The sequence below is a fragment of the Paenibacillus sp. J22R67 genome (assembly GCF_059692175.1).
On record NZ_JCAUAX010000005.1, the window covers coordinates 412,732 to 429,263 of the forward strand.

Here is a 16,532-nt window from a genome sequence, read left to right on the forward strand (position 1 = left end):
GGGGAAGCCCCGCCTTTTCAGCTGTAGCGATGAGAAACATCGTTACAATGTGTGCCTATCTTGGGGACAGCCTCTGTTTCTCACAAACCTTACTCACTCGCTGCCTCATGATACTGGTTCATCAGATCCGCCAGTTTGCTAGCGGCATCATCAGAGAAGCAAAGCTTCAGATTCGCATCGGACACCTCAGCTGAAAGGGACGAGTAAGCATACATCTTCTCCTCGTAGGCTTGAACGGCCGTGTTCAAGTCTACGTGTTGAACGATGGACAATGCCAGCTCTGCGGCATCTAACATCGCTAAATTCACGCCTTCGCCTGCAAATGGCGACATCAGATGCGCGGCGTCTCCAATCAAGGTGACGCCTGATTTATGCGCCCATTTGAGTCCAACGGGCAGGCTATAGATGCGTCTTGGCACTATAGCCCCATCTGCGCAGCGGATATAGTTGGTCAGCGACTCATCCCAATCGCGAAAATGCTCCAGCAACTGCCGCTTCGCCTCTTCAGGCTGCTCAAACGGGATGCCGCATGTATCCAGCCACTCACGTTCAACTTCAAAAGCCGCGTATACGCAAATACCGCCATCCCCGTTTAACTGACCCAAAATCCCTTTATGATCCGCAAAGGCAAACATTTTGCCGCGTCGATTAAAAGCAGCCAATTCCGGATGAGCGGAAGCGACATTTTCAATATAAAGTTCAACCATACTTAATCCGCTATAGGCGGCAACAGATTCTGTAAGCATCGGTCGTATCCGGGAAAATGCACCGTCTGCCGCTACAACAAGGTGAACGGTATCCACATGTCCGTTCTCGAAATGCAGCTCGTGCCTCCCATTTTCCAAGGGAATCGCCTGAACGAAGTCGTGCCCCCACTTAATCGTGCCAGGGTCGATCGAGTCTAACAACAGATCACGCAGCGCCCCACGATCGATCTCGGGCCTATCCCCTTCATGGGGCTCCGCCACCTCATCCATATACACGTTACCGAATTTATCTAGAAGTCGGAAATCTTGTCCTTCATATCTGGCTAGCGCCTCAAATTGTTCGATTAAACCCGCTTCTCTCAGCGCTTTCTGTCCAGAATCGGAATGGATATCTAACGAACCGCCTTGCTTACGGCTTGCAGGGGATGCTTCACGTTCATAAATGGTCGTTTTAATCCCATGCTGCTGTAAGATCCGGGCCAACGTCAATCCTCCAGGACCTGCTCCTATGATAGCAATGCGTTGCTGTTCTTTGGTAGTATTCATACGTATCAACACCTCGGCGTTAGATTTTATTTATCAACTGACCAAAGTATACGATGGCTATTTAAACTGAAAATAAACAGGTAGTTTCTCTGGCAGTGCCACGTTTCTACAACTTTTACGCTAAACATGGTTTACAATAAAACTATCACCATCAAGCAAATCCTGCAGCCGATGTAGAAACTACCTAGGAGAGTTCACATGAAAAAGAATCATTTTGTCATTGCAATCACATTTCTATTTTTCGCAGGAGCAATTGTTGGACTCGGTTTAGTTGAAGAAAATAGCGAGACAGATCCGATTGTCAAGACGAAAACAAATGATTTGCCGAACAATAAATTTTATGGATTTACATTTTATGAGGAGCCTGCCTCTTTCGTTTCATATCAAAAATAACCATAGACAAGTTTGGAAGCAAGCCCGGGGGAAAATATCCCTGGGCTTTTGTTTATTTTCAACCCATAAAATAGCGGATTTCGGGAAAAATAAGTGTGCAAAAAGCCCAAGGATGAACGTCCATCCTGGGCTCTTCTCATTATGTGCCACGCGAATCATTCATTCTCAAATTGTGTCGGATAGCTGGCGCCAAACGGCGCATCAGGTCTTTCAAATTCTCCCATGAGATAACGGCGAGTCGGTGTTGTACGCTGCAGAAACTCTGGATTGTTCTCGAATCGATCGGAGCATCTCACCCAAGGCGGGCTATAAATATAGTGCATGGTGTAACGGTCATAGTCCCCATCATGCGCATAAGTGCGGTGCCAAACCGCGTTATGGAAAAATAAGACCGACCCTGCCGGAGCACATATGACATGGCTGACTGGTACGCTTTCCCTGCTCGCTCTAATCGCGTCCGGCAGCTGAACCTGGCTTCGATGGCTTCCTGGGATGAGCTCCATATTGCCAGTTCGCGGAAGCGTCTGATCCGTCAGTAAAAAGGAAGCCCTCAGTTGAAGCAGTGGAATCGGATAGCCAAGCTTACGAAAGTCGTAAGCGCCTGATCCGTCTTGATGCCAACCGCCTACCCCGCCGAAAGCCGGCTGTTTCGTACACCAACCGGACTGCATAATAAACCGATCACCGTAAAGCGCCCTGACTTTGGGCAGTACAGCAGGATGATCGATCAATCGCTCCAAGGATATTTCAGTTTCATATCCCCTTCCCACTTGTGCCCAGCCCTTAGTGCCGGCTGATTGATGCAAGCGGATAGAAGCTTCTAGACATTCGTTGACTTCCTCTTCTGAGAGGACATTGGGAATCAGCAGATAGCCCCAAGATTCAAATGTGAATCGATCTAACTCTGTAAACTCTCCTGGACTAGAGATAGGATTCATTCGATAACTCCTCCTTGTCAATATCCGAATTTATACCTTTGCCGCTATGCTGCCCGAGGATTCGCCTGCAACTAAAGCCGACTTCACAATCCATTTCATAGGTTCGCTCATCTTCTCTTTGTTACCGAGCTGTTGAAGCAGCAGTTCAACCGATTTCGAGCCTATTTCTTGCTCATGCTGATCAATGTAGGTGAATGCCCGATTATCAGTTAGCTCTGAGTACGGATTATCGTAAGTAATAATAGATAGATCTTGCGGGACCTTCATCCCCAAATGTTTAATAAGTCCAGCCATAAATAAGCCTAACTTCATGTTCAAAGTAATGTATGCGGTTGCAGTACGATTCTTCATGTACAAATATAGCGGATGTTTTTCAATAGAATTTCTATCGCTTACCTCAAAATCAGTCACAATCAACGATGGATTAATCATCGAACCTTTTTGTTTCAGCGCTTGCATGTAACCGCGAATCCGCTCGTCAACGGTCATCGTACCGATTGAAATATCCGAGCATATCGCAATATCTCTATGTCCTAGCTCCCACAAATGATTAACAGCCAGCTGTGCACTCACCATATTATCCGAACAAACACAATGCGTTTCAAATCCCGGCAGGAAACGGTCCACCAGTACGAACGGAAATTTGTTCATTTTCAAAATCAAAATTTCTTCATTGTACGTCTCTGCATCAATCGGAAAAATGATAAGCCCAGCCGCTCCGTTAAGAATCAACTCCTGAATCGCTTCCTTCTCCCGCTCCTGTCGATTGTGAGAAAGCACGATGGATAAATAAAAGCCGGTATCTGCCAGAGCGGTCTGGATTCCTCTTAGTAGACGGATTGCAAAGAAATCTTCCAAAAAGGGAAGAACTAAACCAATCATTTTGCGCGTGGGAGTAGGTCTGCTTAACTCCTTTGCTTGCTTGCCAGCAGGTGAGTGATTGTACTCCAATTCGTCGTCCAAATTATTATCCGTGTTCTCCTCATACCCTGGGCTGACAAAGCTGCCTCTCCCCGGAATTCGGTAAATCCACCCGTCCTTCGCGAGCTGCGTAAGCGCATTAGACACCGTCATTCGGCTGACCTTGAATTGTTCAATCAACTGCTTTTCCGTCGGAAATTTGCTATTTACTTCAAGTTCTCCTGAAAGAATTAATTGTTTAAAATGCTCCTGTATTTGCAAATAAAGCGGCTGACGTTCATCCCTTTTGGCTGATACCCGGATTCTGCTCATATAGCTCCTCCTCAGAAGGGCTCCGTGTGACACATTGCCATGCTTGTTCCAGATCGCGAATTAAGTCATCAGGGTCTTCAGCACCGATGTAGAGTCGGACAAGCGTACCTAGTTGCGGATCGTTGGCATTCAGAGCATTCACATTGACCAAACTTTCGAATCCGCCCCAACTCGCGCCAATCCGGAAATATTGCATGTGGTCTGCCCAAGCCCTTAGTTTGTCGACGGATTCAGACGATTCAAAGGAAAATAAACCACCAGTGCCAGACATCTGAGAACTTGCCAGTTCATACTGAGGGTGAATCGGAAGCCCAGGGTGATTAATTTTCGCGGCATAACTCTGTTTACTGACGTATTCAGCAACTTTAAGCCCGCTTGATTCATGGCGCTGCATCCGTAATGGCAGTGTTCGGAGACCTCGCATTACCAACCCTGCTGTTTGTGGTGTCATAACGCCGCCGAATAACATATATTCTGTTGACATTAGCGGGTCCATTAACCGCTTGGAACCGACGACGACGCCTCCTAAGCAGTCGCTATGACCGGAAATATACTTCGTAATCGAATGGACGACGAGACCGACTCCCATTCTGAGCGGATTTTGGAAACACGGCGTCGCCCAAGAATTGTCGAGAATCGTTTCCGCTCCAATGGAAGCTGCCAAGTCCGTACAACTGCGAATGTCCTGCAGCTGAAAAAACATACTCGTCGGACTCTCCAAATAAAGTAATTTCGTATTTGATCTCACCGCATTTTTCCAGTTATCTTGCTCACTGCCATCAACAAAAGTCGTTTCAACACCGAATTTTCGGAGATAATTGCCGAGGAACTCCCTTGTCGGGCCATACGCTTGATGCGTGCATATCACATGATCGCCTGTCTTGACGATTGACATAATCGCAGCCGAAATGGCCGCCATTCCGGATGAGAAGCATTTGGCTCTCTCACCCTGCTCCAACTGCGCGAGCTTGTCTTCCAGGAATCGTACAGTTGGATTGTTGCCTCTTGAGTACACGTAATTTTCTTGCTCATCTACTCTTGCCAAATTATATTGATCATACGTATCGAAGGAAAATAAACTGGTCTGGTAAATGGGAACATTGATGGAGCCGTGGTGTTGGTCATCATGTTCATCATGTGCGACGATTGAGAACATTTTCTCATTTGCAGTCATTAGCCTTTCACCGCCCCTTGCGTTAATCCCTCCACAATAAACCGCTGTGCGAGAGCGAACAATAGAATAGTTGGCAGTACAGAAATCACTGTTCCAGCGGACATTGAACCCCAATCGACATTAAATTTGAGAATAAAAGAATTCATAGCTACTGGAAGCGTTTTTAGCGATTCATTATCAATAAACATAACGGCCAAGAATAGCTCATTCCAATTTTGTACGAAAGCAAATATAAACATAGAGGAGATACCTGGCATCATAATTGGAATGATTACTCGAAGTAAGGCAGATAGCTGGGAACAACCGTCAATCATCGCTGCTTCCTCTAGGTTGGACGGAATTCGTTGGAAAAAGCCCCGCAGCATGATCGTAGAAAAAGGGATCAGAATGACCGTATACATTAAAATTAATGAAATACGTTGATTAAGCAGATGCATATTTGACATCATCATATACAGTGGTGCCAAAGAGATGAAACCTGGCAGCATTTGTGTAAGGAAGAACCCGAGCATAATTTGTTTATGGCCACGAAAGCGGAATCGTGCAAGCACATAAGCGCTGCATACAGCAATCACGATAACAATCAGCGCAGAAGTGATGGAGACAAGCAGGCTGTTGGCGATATACACGTTGAACTTTGATACTTTGAAAATGTTAATGTAATTCTGGAGTGTGAATTGCTGCGGCCAATAATGAATTGGAAAACTGAAGATTTCCTTCTGTGGTTTCAACGAGGTAATCACGATCCAGTATAATGGAAACACCATCAAGACGAAGTAAAAAGAGAGAAAAACAACCTTGATAAGCCGATATCCGAATCTTTGTTTCATCAGAAGTCACCTACTTTCTCTGACTTCGTTACCAACAAGTAAAATACGGTGTACAGAAACAGCATTGCGATCATAATCACACCAACGGCTGAAGCTGACCCATAATCCCCGTCATAGATGATTTTGTTTAGCATTAAGGAAGACAAAATGTGTGTGGCGCCTCCCGGCCCACCATTCGTCATCCCATAGATGAGCGTTGGATCGTTGAAAATCCATATGACACGCAGCAAAGTCGTAGCAATGATAGTTGGCATAATGTAAGGAATTGTCACATCAAGCAGCTTTCGGTAGCCGTTGGCCCCGTCAATGCTAGCTGCTTCATATAGCTCCGAAGGAATAGATTGCAGCGCAGCCAGCAGCATGATCGTGAAGAAAGCTATGCCATACCAGACATTCGCAACAATAACGGAAGACATCGCCCATTTGGGATCCGACAAGAAACCAATCCGGTCCTCTATAATACCAAATCGCAGCAAGAGATCATTAATAACGCCGATTTGCGAGTTAAACAGCCATTTCCAAATCAGACCGATTAGAAAGCCGGATAACGCCCACGGATAAAAAATAAATCCTTGATAAACGCCTCGTCCCCAAAATTTCTTATTCAAAAACAGCGCCAGGATGAACCCCAATAAAAATTGCAAAATTAACGAAAAGAACACCCAGTACAAGCTATTTTTCAGCGCGGCGAGGAATTGATGGTCTCGGAACGCATCAACAAAGTTTTGCATGCCGACGAAATGCACCTGCTTCAGATTGAACAGTTTGTAATCTTGAAAAGCCATGACTACCCCTTTGAGAAAGGGGTAATAGGTGAAAATCAGAACTAGCATCAGTGCGGGCAGCAAGCTGGAGAGTATGAATTTTTGCCGAGCACTCACATCGAACACCTCCCCGGTAAGACAGCAGCGGCAGGCGATGAGCGCCCGCCGCTTTCTGTTGCTTCCTTATTTTTTCAAACCCGCCTGCTGATCCAACCAGAATTTATCCCATTCCTTCAATAGGTCGTCAGAGGATTTCTTATCCAGCAAATAGGACTGCTGCCCTTTCATGCTCAGCTCGCCCCAGCTGCCATTCCCCGGATATTTAAAAGGCGGTGTAAAGTTGACGAAAGTATCCGCTTTGGCCGTCATGTCCAGGAGCGTTTTATAGGGACCCGTTTGGAAGAACGTGTCCGCTGTTGCCGACGTGTGGATCGGAATCGTGCCGATTTGTTTGGAGAATTCCGTATTTTCTTTCGGACTTGAGAGATAAGAAATCAATTTCCAAGCTTCATTCTTATTTTTGGAATTGGCGGTTATCCCCCATCCTGCCGCCCCTGTACTGACCAATGACTTGCCGTTAGGCCCGAGAGGCATAGCTGCTGTCTCAAGTGTTTTGGGGTCCATTTTGTCCTGAAGCACCTTAATCACATCAGGATCCTGAAGCAAAATGCCGGTTACACCTGACGTAAAAGCTTGAACTTGATCTTGGAAGCCCCAGTTGATGGAATCTGGCGGCGACGCTTCTTTGTACAGCTTTTTATACAATTCTAAAGCCTGTTTGGCTTCGGGTGTGCTGTATACCGTCTTGCTGTCCTTCGTAAAAGGGGCATCGTCTATATTCATGACTTTGTCATTATAATCATAAATCATATGATCAAAGTTCCCATTTGCTCCCGAACCTCCACGGAATGAGAAGCCGTAACGATTCTGCTTCGGATCGGTCAGTTTTTTGGCAGAATCCACCAGTTCCTCCCACGTTTTCGGCGCTGTCAACCCTTTGGCCTCAAACCAATCTTTCCGATAAAACATTTGTCTTTGATATAGCGCATTTGCGATAAAGTAAAGTTTTCCGCCCGTTGAACCTACAACTTTGGATGTCCCCGAAAGTGTTTTGCTATCCGCCCAGCTTGATGCGTACGTATCCAAGGGCTCAAGATAACCATTATTGACATACTCTGCTATGTTCAGATCCCTAACCTCGAGAATATCGAGGTCTTGCTTGGCAGCCAGCATCGTTCTAATCTTATTGTCTGCTTGATCGAAAGGTGGCGAAATGAGTTCTACTTTAATGTTGGGATTGTCCTTCTGAAACCGTCCAATAGCGTCTTGGAGCAGCTTCGTGCGCTCCGGGCTCGTTAGACTTTCGATCATCTGAAGCGTTACTTGTTTTGCAGCAGGCTCCGTACTCTTCGGAGCATCCGTAGAAGCTGGCGTGCTCTCGCCAGGCGCAGGCGTATTGCTCGTACCCCCGCTTCCGCTGCACGCTGCTAAGCTCCCTAATAACATGACTCCCGCTAGCATAGTTGTCCATCCTTTTATTGCAGCTGCCCCCATATCTCACGGCCTCCCCAAATTTGTTATATTCAACTATATTGTCTTAATTCAATAGATATGTCTTAGCTATTCATTAAAAATAAACAAGCCGGCCTCTGGTAAACAGAGAACGGCTTGTTTATTTCAATGTCTTATTCGTTATTCCGAGGCAATCGGCACCACCATGTTCCATGTATGAGAAGCTTTGGTGAATCCCCCTGCTCCATCTGCTGTTGCCGCAAATAAATGCGTTGGTTTTCCATCTTGGAAAAGAATAAAAGGTCGCTCGAAGCTGCCCATGACCGTCTCCGTGCCGTCATCCCAACGGATTTTCCTGGAGTATGCCTTAGGATTGTCGGATAACTGCCAGGTTAATCCATCCACGGAGTGAGCCTGAATGCCTGCATGCAGCTCCCCGCATATGTGGCCATCCATATCTTTGGCAATAAGCTCATATCTCTCACCCGTATGCCAAATAAATGGATCTTCCAGATGAAATTTTGCGGGCGGAAATACCGGATCTTCACTGGCTACGTGGTAGGTACTGTCAAAATGTTCAGCGCGCGCCGCACCAATCATCATTTTCCCGTGTACATTGCCTTCGTATTGACGTGCTTTATAAATGAGCATGACAGAGCCGTCCTTATGAATACAAGGTGCAGGATTCGAGGTCAGGAAACTGTCAAAATGACCTGGTCTTGTCGGTAAAATCGGAGCGTCCCTTCGTTCCCAAGGACCGAACACGCTTGTAGAGGTGGCAATGCCTATACGCTTATTCGCGCGAGCAACGATACAACGCGGATCAGTAAGTCCAAATTCTTCTCCCGGCAATACATCAGCCAGAGGGTTTGTTGAGCCCATATAATATAGCACGTAGGTGTCCCCGTGTTTCGTTATATGCGGATTATGCGTGCTGCGACCATCCCAATATTCAGCTCCGCGCGCAGGAAGCACGATCTCCTCGAACGCATACGGCCCTTCCGGCGTATCTGAGACCGCCCGAACAACTTCCGAGTGAACAAGCCAGCCTGGGTGCATCGGCAGATGCTTGGGCCACCTTGATGCAAACATGTGAAAGCGTCCATCCTCGCCTTTTATAACGGAACCGCACCATACCCAGTACCCTTCCATCCGGAATCCGCCGTTCTTAGGCGCTGGTTTTAACCTGTCGTACAAGCTTTTTGTTTGTATAGTCATATATACCCTCCATTATGTGCTCAAAATGTTAGTCTCAATTGACAGCTGATTGTAAGCGGTTTATCCTAAGAAAAACGCGTAAAATGGCAGCATTCTTGCAATTCCGCAGACTTGAGGTGTTAACCAATGACGGAATTAACTTCTATCGTCTCGATCCAACCATCCATTCGGGCAGCCCATTATCATGCTTATTCCGGCAGAGTGAAAGAAAAAAACAGATTCGGCTACTGCTTTGCTTTTCATTTTATTTATAAAGGGACTGGCTCTGTGCAGATGAACGGCCGCAGTTATCCTTTAAAGAAAGGCACGCTTGTATTCATCCCACCAGGCCTTAAACATACTTTTCAGATGAATGAATCACAGCCGATTTCTTCCTATGATATGTACTGTGATTTTTTCACGAAAAAAAATACGATTCAGCATCTTTATTTCGATCCACAGCTCGATTTCGAACCTGGTCTCATGACAGAGAGCAAACCATGCAACGAATTGGAACAATTAACAGGAATTACTCAGCTAACCCGGTATCCAGAGCTCATTCAAACCTTCATTCAGATTGTCCGTATGAACCGATTGGATATTCAATATAAAGCCGAGATCGTAAACAGTTTGCTTTACAGTTGGATTTTACAGCTAGTCAATTTAAATCTGTCCGACAATATCCCTGATTACCGGATTCAAAAGATCATCGATCTCATGGAACAGTATCCTGGGATGAATCCGCCCTATGAGCAGTGGCTGGAAATGTGCCAATTAAAGAAATCACAGTTCTATAGTATGTTTAAGAAAATGACCGGACTGACGCCAAAAGAGTGCTTTTTTCGGATTAAAATGCAGCGAGCTTATGCGACTATCCATGAAAGTAAACGCTCGATCACATCGATTGCAGAAGATCTAGGTTTTTCCTCCGTCCATTACTTTTCCCTGCAATTTTCCAAATATTTTGGTCTTCCTCCCTCCGAATTAAGGAAACAGACGAAGCTAGCAACCGTGTCCCATTCCAGAAAGGAAAATCATTAGCCGTGGCAGCTGTTAATTCCCAACATCCGTTGTATCAAGCTCTTCAAAGGTTTCTTTCTGCTCCTGATTGGTGGACAACGGCATTAACGTAATCGCATGAAGCCTCATTAGCTCCTCCCCTTCGATGGAGACAGGCAGCACCATGAGGTCATGCTCGCCTGCTGGAAGCATTACTTCGTGCTCTATTTGTAATGAGGCAGCCGTTTCAGAAGGTACAATATCACCGTGAATCCGTTGATCGCCTAGGCATAAAGCATAGCTCCCCTTATACGCAGGTCCAGGCGCGCTCATGCGAATCACCAACTTAAATACACCTTGATGATTTAATCTTACACGCCATTTGACGAATTGATGGATACTTGTCCATTTACATACATAATCATTGCCCTTCTTGCCATCTCCATAACCAATCCCTTTGCTCACTTCCGCATCAAAAGCTCTTAAAGTTGTCACCTGACTGCTGCTTATCAACCGCCCAGGATGCACGGCAGGTTCTCCATCCACTTCAATGGCTACTACCCGATGATACGTGCTCGGTTCCTTCTGAGGCACATGGATCTCCCAATCGTAGTAGTTCAATCTCTTGGCAGTGAGCGGACTCTCCGTTTCGTCATCCAGCAACCACGCTTTCTTAATATGGCTTTTCAAGCCGCCTAGCACCAATTTTCCATCCTGTGGCCAATCAAATACGTGAAGAAATAATTGATTTCCTCGTTTCGTAGATTCTCCCCAACTCTGGACAGCAAGCGGCGTTTTTTGGGTTCCGTAGATGCTCGCCCCATTCATATCTAACCAAGAACCGATTCCTTGCAGAATCGAACGATCGATTTCATCGATGAGACCGTCTCCCATTGGGCCCAGATTCATGAGGACATTGCCTCCTCGTGCGGCAGATTTCGCCAACAGTTGAACAAAGACGTCTGCCGGCTTATGGCTATGGTCATCTGCCGAATAGCCGTACGATTCATTCGTCGTTGGGATCGTTTCCCAGTCGCCTTCGCATGGAAAAATCTCTAACGCGCGATCTGCCGTATTCACATAATCGGCGAAAGTGTCAAAACCGTATCCATGTGCAAGACGCCCATTGACGACAATGCGGTCATCCGCCTCACGAATCGCTTTCAAAATTTTCAAATTTTCCGAAAGCGGCAATTTATGAGGTGTGTCAAACCACAAAATATCCGGCTCATATTTGTTGATTAGCTCTACAATCTGCGGGATTGATTTCTGATCCACATAATAGTTCGCTACCCTGGGGACAAGCTCTGGATGCTCGTTGAACCACAGCTTGCCCTTTCCTTCGTACAGGCGCAGATCGCCTCCCGGATTCGCATACTCCCAGTCATTGCCGGGGGCATCCGGGTGCTCCCAATCGAAGGCATGCGAATAATAAAATCCGAACCGCAGGCCATGCCGTTTGCAAGCCTCCTTAAGCTCTTGCAGCGGATCTCTCTGAAATGGCGTCATCCGAATATCAAACGGATAGGCACCCGATGGATAGATCGCAAAGCCATCATGATGTTTTGCCGTAATGACGACATATCGCATGCCAGCTGCTTTAAATAGCTGTACCCATGCCTCCGCATCAAATAGTTGCGGATTAAATTTCTCGATACATTCCTTCTTGTATCCTCAAGACTGATTTTCTGAGCCCTCATGAGATGTTCCGCATAACCTTGGGATGGCTGGCCCTTCCATCTTCCGCCGGTTACCGAATATGGACCCCAATGGATGAAACAACCGTACCGAGCTTCGCGCCACCACGAAAACCGCTCTTCCTTGTTAATTAGGGAAACAGGCCACCAACCCGCAACCGCCTGTTCTACCGCTAACAGGTCCCGCTCCTCTGGTTCCATAAGGGCAGAATGTTCACTATACTTTGTCATCTTGATGAGGTCCTCCAAGTAGTTTTACTACATTATGCCGTCCGGTAGGTGATTTGTATTTAGATGAAATTCCGATCATTTAGATAAATTTCCAGTGTTTTAAGCCTCATTTTCAAGGGAAACATCGTTCATCATTAAAGCCTACAAAACGACAACGTGTTTCGAGCGACATTTTATATCCAATCTATTAATCTATGATTAATACTATGATTAAAAGGAGGACCCATCGTGGCACATAAAGTGATCAGTGATGAGGAGCTATTGTTGCTGCTGTCCCCTAATTGCGATAATCAAGAAACGAACTTGTCGGAGAGGCCAAAACTAACCATGAAACTACTGTATGAACTTATTAAAAAGCTAAAACAAGAAAATGTAATCCTCTCTAATCGGATTGCTGAATATGAGCGCAGATTGGATGTACTGATGGAAAGCAGAGCCCAAGTCGCCAGTACCGCAGAGATGACAGTCCTTATTGAACCGGTACGTACAACGGAAGTGAAGCATGAGCTTAGCTTAGTGCTTTCCTCCACGCACTTAACGCCACGCTCCATGCGGCATCCGTCTCCAAAGAAAAAGTCGATATCGATTCTATTCTTGAAAGCTTTAACGAGATTGTTCGTTCGCCGCCGCAGATTCCATCCTTTAAGACACTAAAAAGCCGTCTCCAAAGTTGCCTGTGACTTTGGAGACGGCTTTTTGTTGTCGCAATTCGTACGCTCAATTTACTCGCTCAAAGTGTGATCTCAATCACTTCGAGTCTGTGCATAATGAGCTACAATAAAAACAGATACAAGAGAAGATGGATTTCATAGAGAGAATAAGAAAGGGGATATGAATCATGTTCTATTATTGGTTTACAGGCATGATCTGTTTAGTGGCTTTAGTTTCCACACTTTATTTAGGATTCTCCCACAAAAACCAAGTAGCAAGTGAGTCATACACCAAGCATACAGTAAAGAATCTGAATAGCCTATTGATACTAAATGTCTTGTTCATTGTTCTTTTCAGTCTATTCCTACTGTATTGGATATCAACTAAATAAATTATTCCTGGAAGAATACCCCTCAAATCATTGATCTGAGGGGTTTTTCATCCTGTTATTGGACCTCTTGCGTGTCCTTTTTTGTATGTTTGGCCAAACGCCGCGCGGCATCTTCTGCTTCCTGATTAGCTTTTTGCATAATCTCCTCAGGATTCAAGACGGACGTGCCTTGAACGCGAATGATTTGATAATCCTCTAGTCCCATGAAATTAAACATGGCTTTGAGATATTTATGCGAAAACTCCACCTCTGTATACCAATCATTATTTGTGTAAACGCCGCCGCTTCCTTGAATGACTACAATACTGCGCCCGTCTTTCAGTAGTCCGACTGATCCATTTTCCGTATATTTGAACGTTTCGCGTGCAATAAGGATGTTGTCCATATAATCTTTTAGTTTGGAGGGCACGTTAAAATTATGGAGCGGCATTGCAATGACGTATTTATCTGCGCTCTTGAACTGTGCCAGAACAGCCGCCATTCTGCTTGTTATTCTCTGTTCCTTACTCGACAATTGCTCACCTTCCGCAAGCTTATCCCAAGCCGCAAGAACCGTACTGTCGACTAACGGCACCTCGTCCTCATAAAGATTAATTTGCTCGATTGTCTCGCCTTGCATTTGATTATCTTTATATACTTTCATAAATTGGTCCAACACTCGCAAACTAAAAGAAGTGTTTGAATCCACTTTTGGATGAGCATTAATGACTAACAGTTTTCCCACATTCTCCACACTCCCCGATGATTGGTTGATGACCTTCCAATGATAATTCCGCTATCCTCTCCTTCTTCTATTTTTTAATATCTATTGTTTTTTTATGCAAATCACTTAACCTGAAGTATCAAAATTCGTCATAAAAATAAAGGCCTGTAGTTCCCTCCAAAATGGAAAAAAGCGCCAATAAAATAAGGCCATCCGAATCGGATAGCCCTTGCAGTTCCTGCAGCTTTCACATATCTACTTTATCGTATTTTACAAGTATTACGTCCAAGCATCTGATTAATCGCACATTTTTGCGCAAATCCTGTAATCAAGAGCGGAAACGAAACGAATCCGAATAATTTCCAATATCCAGGCAAGAAGTAGAACAACGACAACAGGATAATCCCCAATACAATACGGATAAAACGATCAGTACCACCAACATTTTTCATGATTTGTTCCCTCCATCAAGGTTTGTTTTGTCTTTATGTGATGATTATAGCAAAGACAAATTGCATAAACCGTGACTTAGTCACAAACCGTAAATACGGAACGAACCTCATTCAACCTAACTTATGTTTTCACTTCAAAAGCTGCCCCTATCGCCCCTTCGAATCTGATGAAGCCATCCTTATCCGAGACAATCAGCTCAATCCTACCACCCTGCCTATTCACGATCAAATCCAACTCACGGCCACATACAAAAACGGAGCGAAGGGCCATATGATCCCAAGCATCAGGCAACCTTGGCTTACAAGTAAAGCTGCTCAATCCTGTAGGCTGGAGCCCAAAAATACCCTCCGTAATAATCCGGCCATATAATGCACTTTCAGCAGAAAGATGCCTCTGATTGCCTTCCGGATAAGCCTCAACGGCATAAGGGACATGATTTCCTAATAGTCTCCGCCGCGAATACGAAAGTAAATAAGAGGTTGCTTCCTCAGTTGCGCCTACGACAAATAACCCCCGTAAAGCATATAATGTGGATCGGTCCCAGAATGTAGCGTCTCCAGCTTGCGTTACTAATCCATCTTCTGACCACAGCCTCGGGGAAAGCAAAGCAGCGATCGTACCCGATTTGCGCTCCTCAATCCCCATAACTAGTGGTGAGCAAATCCATGATCGCAAAAGCTCATTACCGTCGTAATATCGGTAGGTATCGAAGCCTTCAATTGCAGCACCGAAATATCGTTCAATAGCTTCATACAGCTCCTGAGCAGATGACACATATTGTTTGGCAACTGCCTCCTCACCTAATTCGCGAGCTAAACGCGAACCATACACATAACCCGCATAAGCCAAACAAGAGGTCGAAAGATTCGCCGAACCACTTGGAAACCTACCCTCTAACTCGTCAGAATCCGATGCGATAACGCCATCTTTATTTTTTTGCCTTTCGCAAAAGTTCAAACACCATACGATAGCTGGCCATAATTCAATAGCGACATCCTTGTCACCTAATGCAAGCGCAAAAACCGCCGCTCCGTAAGCATACATGGCCGCGTCACCGCGGTCTCCAGCTCCTTCCCAGATATCATTGCCTTCTGCAATGATGGAGCTTGGAATCGGTTGATAGTCAGGGCCCATGAAAGCTGTATACAAATGTAGCGCATTACGTGTTGCTTCATGGCCAAGCGCATATCCCAGATACGGAAAAAAGGGTCCGGCGTACTCCACTTGGTCATTGGTCCAAATAGCCGCATAGTAACGCCCGCCGCCAGGCCCATGCATAGGGCCGCTTTTCGTTTCAAAAATGCTTTCCGCGGCTCTTAATTTAGCAAATGCAAACATTTGATTGAGAACCCGATCTGGCGTTTCTAAACGTACGTTTTGATTCATTTGCCTTATAAAATCAATCCTTCGTTCTTCTTCCTGACGAACATCCAAATTTTCATCCTTCTCTTGCATATGCCTCGCGCTTATACGAGCACTGAATTGACAAGACTCCAGAGGTCCGAGCCGGTACGGACTTGCAGCATCATGAGAAACTTCGATGAAATAAATACCGGCAACTCCTTTTACGGATTTTCGCGGCAAGGAGGAGCTGATTTTGATAGACACGGCTTGATCAGATGTATTTGTAATCACGAATTTCTCATAAACACTTCTCGAACTCACCGAAGGAAAGAGGGTTCTCTCAATCATAACCCCATTTTCCGCTTTACTTCGGATTTGCAGCAAACCATCGAATTGAAAGTATTCCGGCTTTTCATTTACGCTAGGATTCCCATTTATCCATAAAGTCGGCATCGACTCCAGCTCAAAATCATACATCAAGCTCCCATGGGTATCATTAGGAATCGTCCTAAGCGTAGGCCAGACTACTTTGCGAGAAAGGACCAACTTCCCCACTTGGTTCACACCATAACTGACAATTACGGACACCTTTTTGCCGCTCATTTCAAGATGATCTTCGTGAGGATCTACGCGGTCTTGTGTAATGTTCCATAGGATGCCTTGATCTTGCAAACTCCATCTTTCCAGATGTTTAGACACTTCTTCCCCTCCCAGTAGAACCGTAGATATGGATGCCCTATCTTAAGCGTATTCTAACTGGTTGGGCATA

At 45.4% G+C, this 16,532-nt stretch carries 14 protein-coding genes and 1 pseudogene; 3 read left to right on the forward strand and 12 right to left on the reverse strand.

Translation table 11 applies throughout. From position 1 onward, the window contains the following. Positions 1 to 89: 89 nt before the first annotated feature. Entirely contained in the window at positions 90 to 1,253 is a 1,164-nt protein-coding gene (locus AC58VC_RS21790) for an FAD-dependent oxidoreductase (protein ID WP_497371235.1), read from the reverse strand. Positions 1,254 to 1,451: 198 nt separating this feature from the next. On the opposite strand from AC58VC_RS21790, the gene AC58VC_RS21795 reads away from it, so the two are divergent. After that, positions 1,452 to 1,646, forward strand: coding sequence for a hypothetical protein (locus AC58VC_RS21795; RefSeq protein ID WP_497371237.1), 195 nt, complete (start codon positions 1,452 to 1,454; stop codon positions 1,644 to 1,646). A gap of 155 nt (positions 1,647 to 1,801) precedes the next feature. Here AC58VC_RS21795 and AC58VC_RS21800 read toward each other — a convergent pair whose 3' ends face one another. The 7 genes from AC58VC_RS21800 to AC58VC_RS21830 all read right to left on the reverse strand — a co-directional run bounded on the left by AC58VC_RS21800 (position 1,802) and on the right by AC58VC_RS21830 (position 9,315). Beyond that, positions 1,802 to 2,584, reverse strand: coding sequence for a phytanoyl-CoA dioxygenase family protein (locus AC58VC_RS21800; RefSeq protein WP_497371239.1), 783 nt, complete (start codon positions 2,582 to 2,584; stop codon positions 1,802 to 1,804). A gap of 30 nt (positions 2,585 to 2,614) precedes the next feature. Next, positions 2,615 to 3,817, reverse strand: coding sequence for a GntR family transcriptional regulator (locus AC58VC_RS21805; protein ID WP_497371241.1), 1,203 nt, complete (start codon positions 3,815 to 3,817; stop codon positions 2,615 to 2,617). Beyond that, positions 3,783 to 4,991, reverse strand: a complete 1,209-nt coding sequence (locus AC58VC_RS21810) for a trans-sulfuration enzyme family protein (RefSeq protein ID WP_497371243.1) — start codon at positions 4,989 to 4,991, stop codon at positions 3,783 to 3,785. The genes AC58VC_RS21805 and AC58VC_RS21810 overlap by 35 nt, the downstream gene beginning before the upstream one ends. Further along, positions 4,991 to 5,821, reverse strand: coding sequence for a carbohydrate ABC transporter permease (locus AC58VC_RS21815; RefSeq protein ID WP_497371245.1), 831 nt, complete (start codon positions 5,819 to 5,821; stop codon positions 4,991 to 4,993). The genes AC58VC_RS21810 and AC58VC_RS21815 overlap by 1 nt, the downstream gene beginning before the upstream one ends. Continuing rightward, positions 5,821 to 6,702, reverse strand: a complete 882-nt coding sequence (locus AC58VC_RS21820) for a carbohydrate ABC transporter permease (protein WP_497371247.1) — start codon at positions 6,700 to 6,702, stop codon at positions 5,821 to 5,823. The genes AC58VC_RS21815 and AC58VC_RS21820 overlap by 1 nt, the downstream gene beginning before the upstream one ends. 66 nt (positions 6,703 to 6,768) lie before the next feature. After that, positions 6,769 to 8,139 carry an ABC transporter substrate-binding protein gene (locus AC58VC_RS21825; RefSeq protein ID WP_497371249.1) on the reverse strand — a complete coding sequence of 457 codons (1,371 nt, stop codon included), beginning with the start codon at positions 8,137 to 8,139 and terminating at the stop codon, positions 6,769 to 6,771. Positions 8,140 to 8,277: 138 nt separating this feature from the next. Next, the gene (locus AC58VC_RS21830) at positions 8,278 to 9,315 is read right to left on the reverse strand and encodes a glycoside hydrolase family protein (protein WP_497371251.1); all 1,038 of its coding nucleotides are present in this window, start codon (positions 9,313 to 9,315) and stop codon (positions 8,278 to 8,280) included. A 126-nt stretch (positions 9,316 to 9,441) separates the two neighbouring features. Between AC58VC_RS21830 and AC58VC_RS21835 the strand changes: the two genes are divergently transcribed. Further along, positions 9,442 to 10,335 (forward strand): AraC family transcriptional regulator, encoded by an 894-nt coding sequence (locus AC58VC_RS21835; RefSeq protein WP_497371253.1) that lies wholly within the window; start codon positions 9,442 to 9,444, stop codon positions 10,333 to 10,335. A gap of 12 nt (positions 10,336 to 10,347) precedes the next feature. On the opposite strand, the pseudogene AC58VC_RS21840 reads toward AC58VC_RS21835, so the two are convergent. Further along, positions 10,348 to 12,221 (reverse strand): annotated as a pseudogene (locus AC58VC_RS21840) (alpha-L-fucosidase). Positions 12,222 to 12,449: 228 nt separating this feature from the next. On the opposite strand from AC58VC_RS21840, the gene AC58VC_RS21845 reads away from it, so the two are divergent. Further along, positions 12,450 to 12,875 (forward strand): hypothetical protein, encoded by a 426-nt coding sequence (locus AC58VC_RS21845; RefSeq protein ID WP_497371255.1) that lies wholly within the window; start codon positions 12,450 to 12,452, stop codon positions 12,873 to 12,875. A 443-nt stretch (positions 12,876 to 13,318) separates the two neighbouring features. Here AC58VC_RS21845 and AC58VC_RS21850 read toward each other — a convergent pair whose 3' ends face one another. The 3 genes from AC58VC_RS21850 to AC58VC_RS21860 all read right to left on the reverse strand — a co-directional run bounded on the left by AC58VC_RS21850 (position 13,319) and on the right by AC58VC_RS21860 (position 16,462). Continuing rightward, positions 13,319 to 13,987, reverse strand: a complete 669-nt coding sequence (locus AC58VC_RS21850; protein WP_497371257.1) for an FMN-dependent NADH-azoreductase — start codon at positions 13,985 to 13,987, stop codon at positions 13,319 to 13,321. A gap of 239 nt (positions 13,988 to 14,226) precedes the next feature. Next, a complete protein-coding gene (locus AC58VC_RS21855; RefSeq protein WP_497371259.1) occupies positions 14,227 to 14,418 on the reverse strand; it encodes a YgaP family membrane protein in 192 nt (63 codons plus the stop codon). Between the two features lie 121 nt (positions 14,419 to 14,539). Beyond that, positions 14,540 to 16,462, reverse strand: a complete 1,923-nt coding sequence (locus tag AC58VC_RS21860) for a glucosidase family protein (protein ID WP_497371261.1) — start codon at positions 16,460 to 16,462, stop codon at positions 14,540 to 14,542. Between the last annotated feature and the right edge of the window lie 70 nt (positions 16,463 to 16,532).

Bases quoted from the DNA above. Each gene is read 5' to 3' on its own strand.
- AC58VC_RS21830 (WP_497371251.1), bottom strand. From the start codon at position 9,315: ATGACTATACAAACAAAAAGCTTGTACGACAGGTTAAAACCAGCGCCT.
- AC58VC_RS21790 (WP_497371235.1), bottom strand. From the start codon at position 1,253: ATGAATACTACCAAAGAACAGCAACGCATTGCTATCATAGGAGCAGGT.
- AC58VC_RS21805 (WP_497371241.1), bottom strand. From the start codon at position 3,817: ATGAGCAGAATCCGGGTATCAGCCAAAAGGGATGAACGTCAGCCGCTT.
- AC58VC_RS21825 (WP_497371249.1), bottom strand. From the start codon at position 8,139: ATGGGGGCAGCTGCAATAAAAGGATGGACAACTATGCTAGCGGGAGTC.
- AC58VC_RS21810 (WP_497371243.1), bottom strand. From the start codon at position 4,991: ATGACTGCAAATGAGAAAATGTTCTCAATCGTCGCACATGATGAACAT.
- AC58VC_RS21835 (WP_497371253.1), top strand. From the start codon at position 9,442: ATGACGGAATTAACTTCTATCGTCTCGATCCAACCATCCATTCGGGCA.
- AC58VC_RS21795 (WP_497371237.1), top strand. From the start codon at position 1,452: ATGAAAAAGAATCATTTTGTCATTGCAATCACATTTCTATTTTTCGCA.
- AC58VC_RS21855 (WP_497371259.1), bottom strand. From the start codon at position 14,418: ATGAAAAATGTTGGTGGTACTGATCGTTTTATCCGTATTGTATTGGGG.
- AC58VC_RS21815 (WP_497371245.1), bottom strand. From the start codon at position 5,821: ATGAAACAAAGATTCGGATATCGGCTTATCAAGGTTGTTTTTCTCTCT.
- AC58VC_RS21800 (WP_497371239.1), bottom strand. From the start codon at position 2,584: ATGAATCCTATCTCTAGTCCAGGAGAGTTTACAGAGTTAGATCGATTC.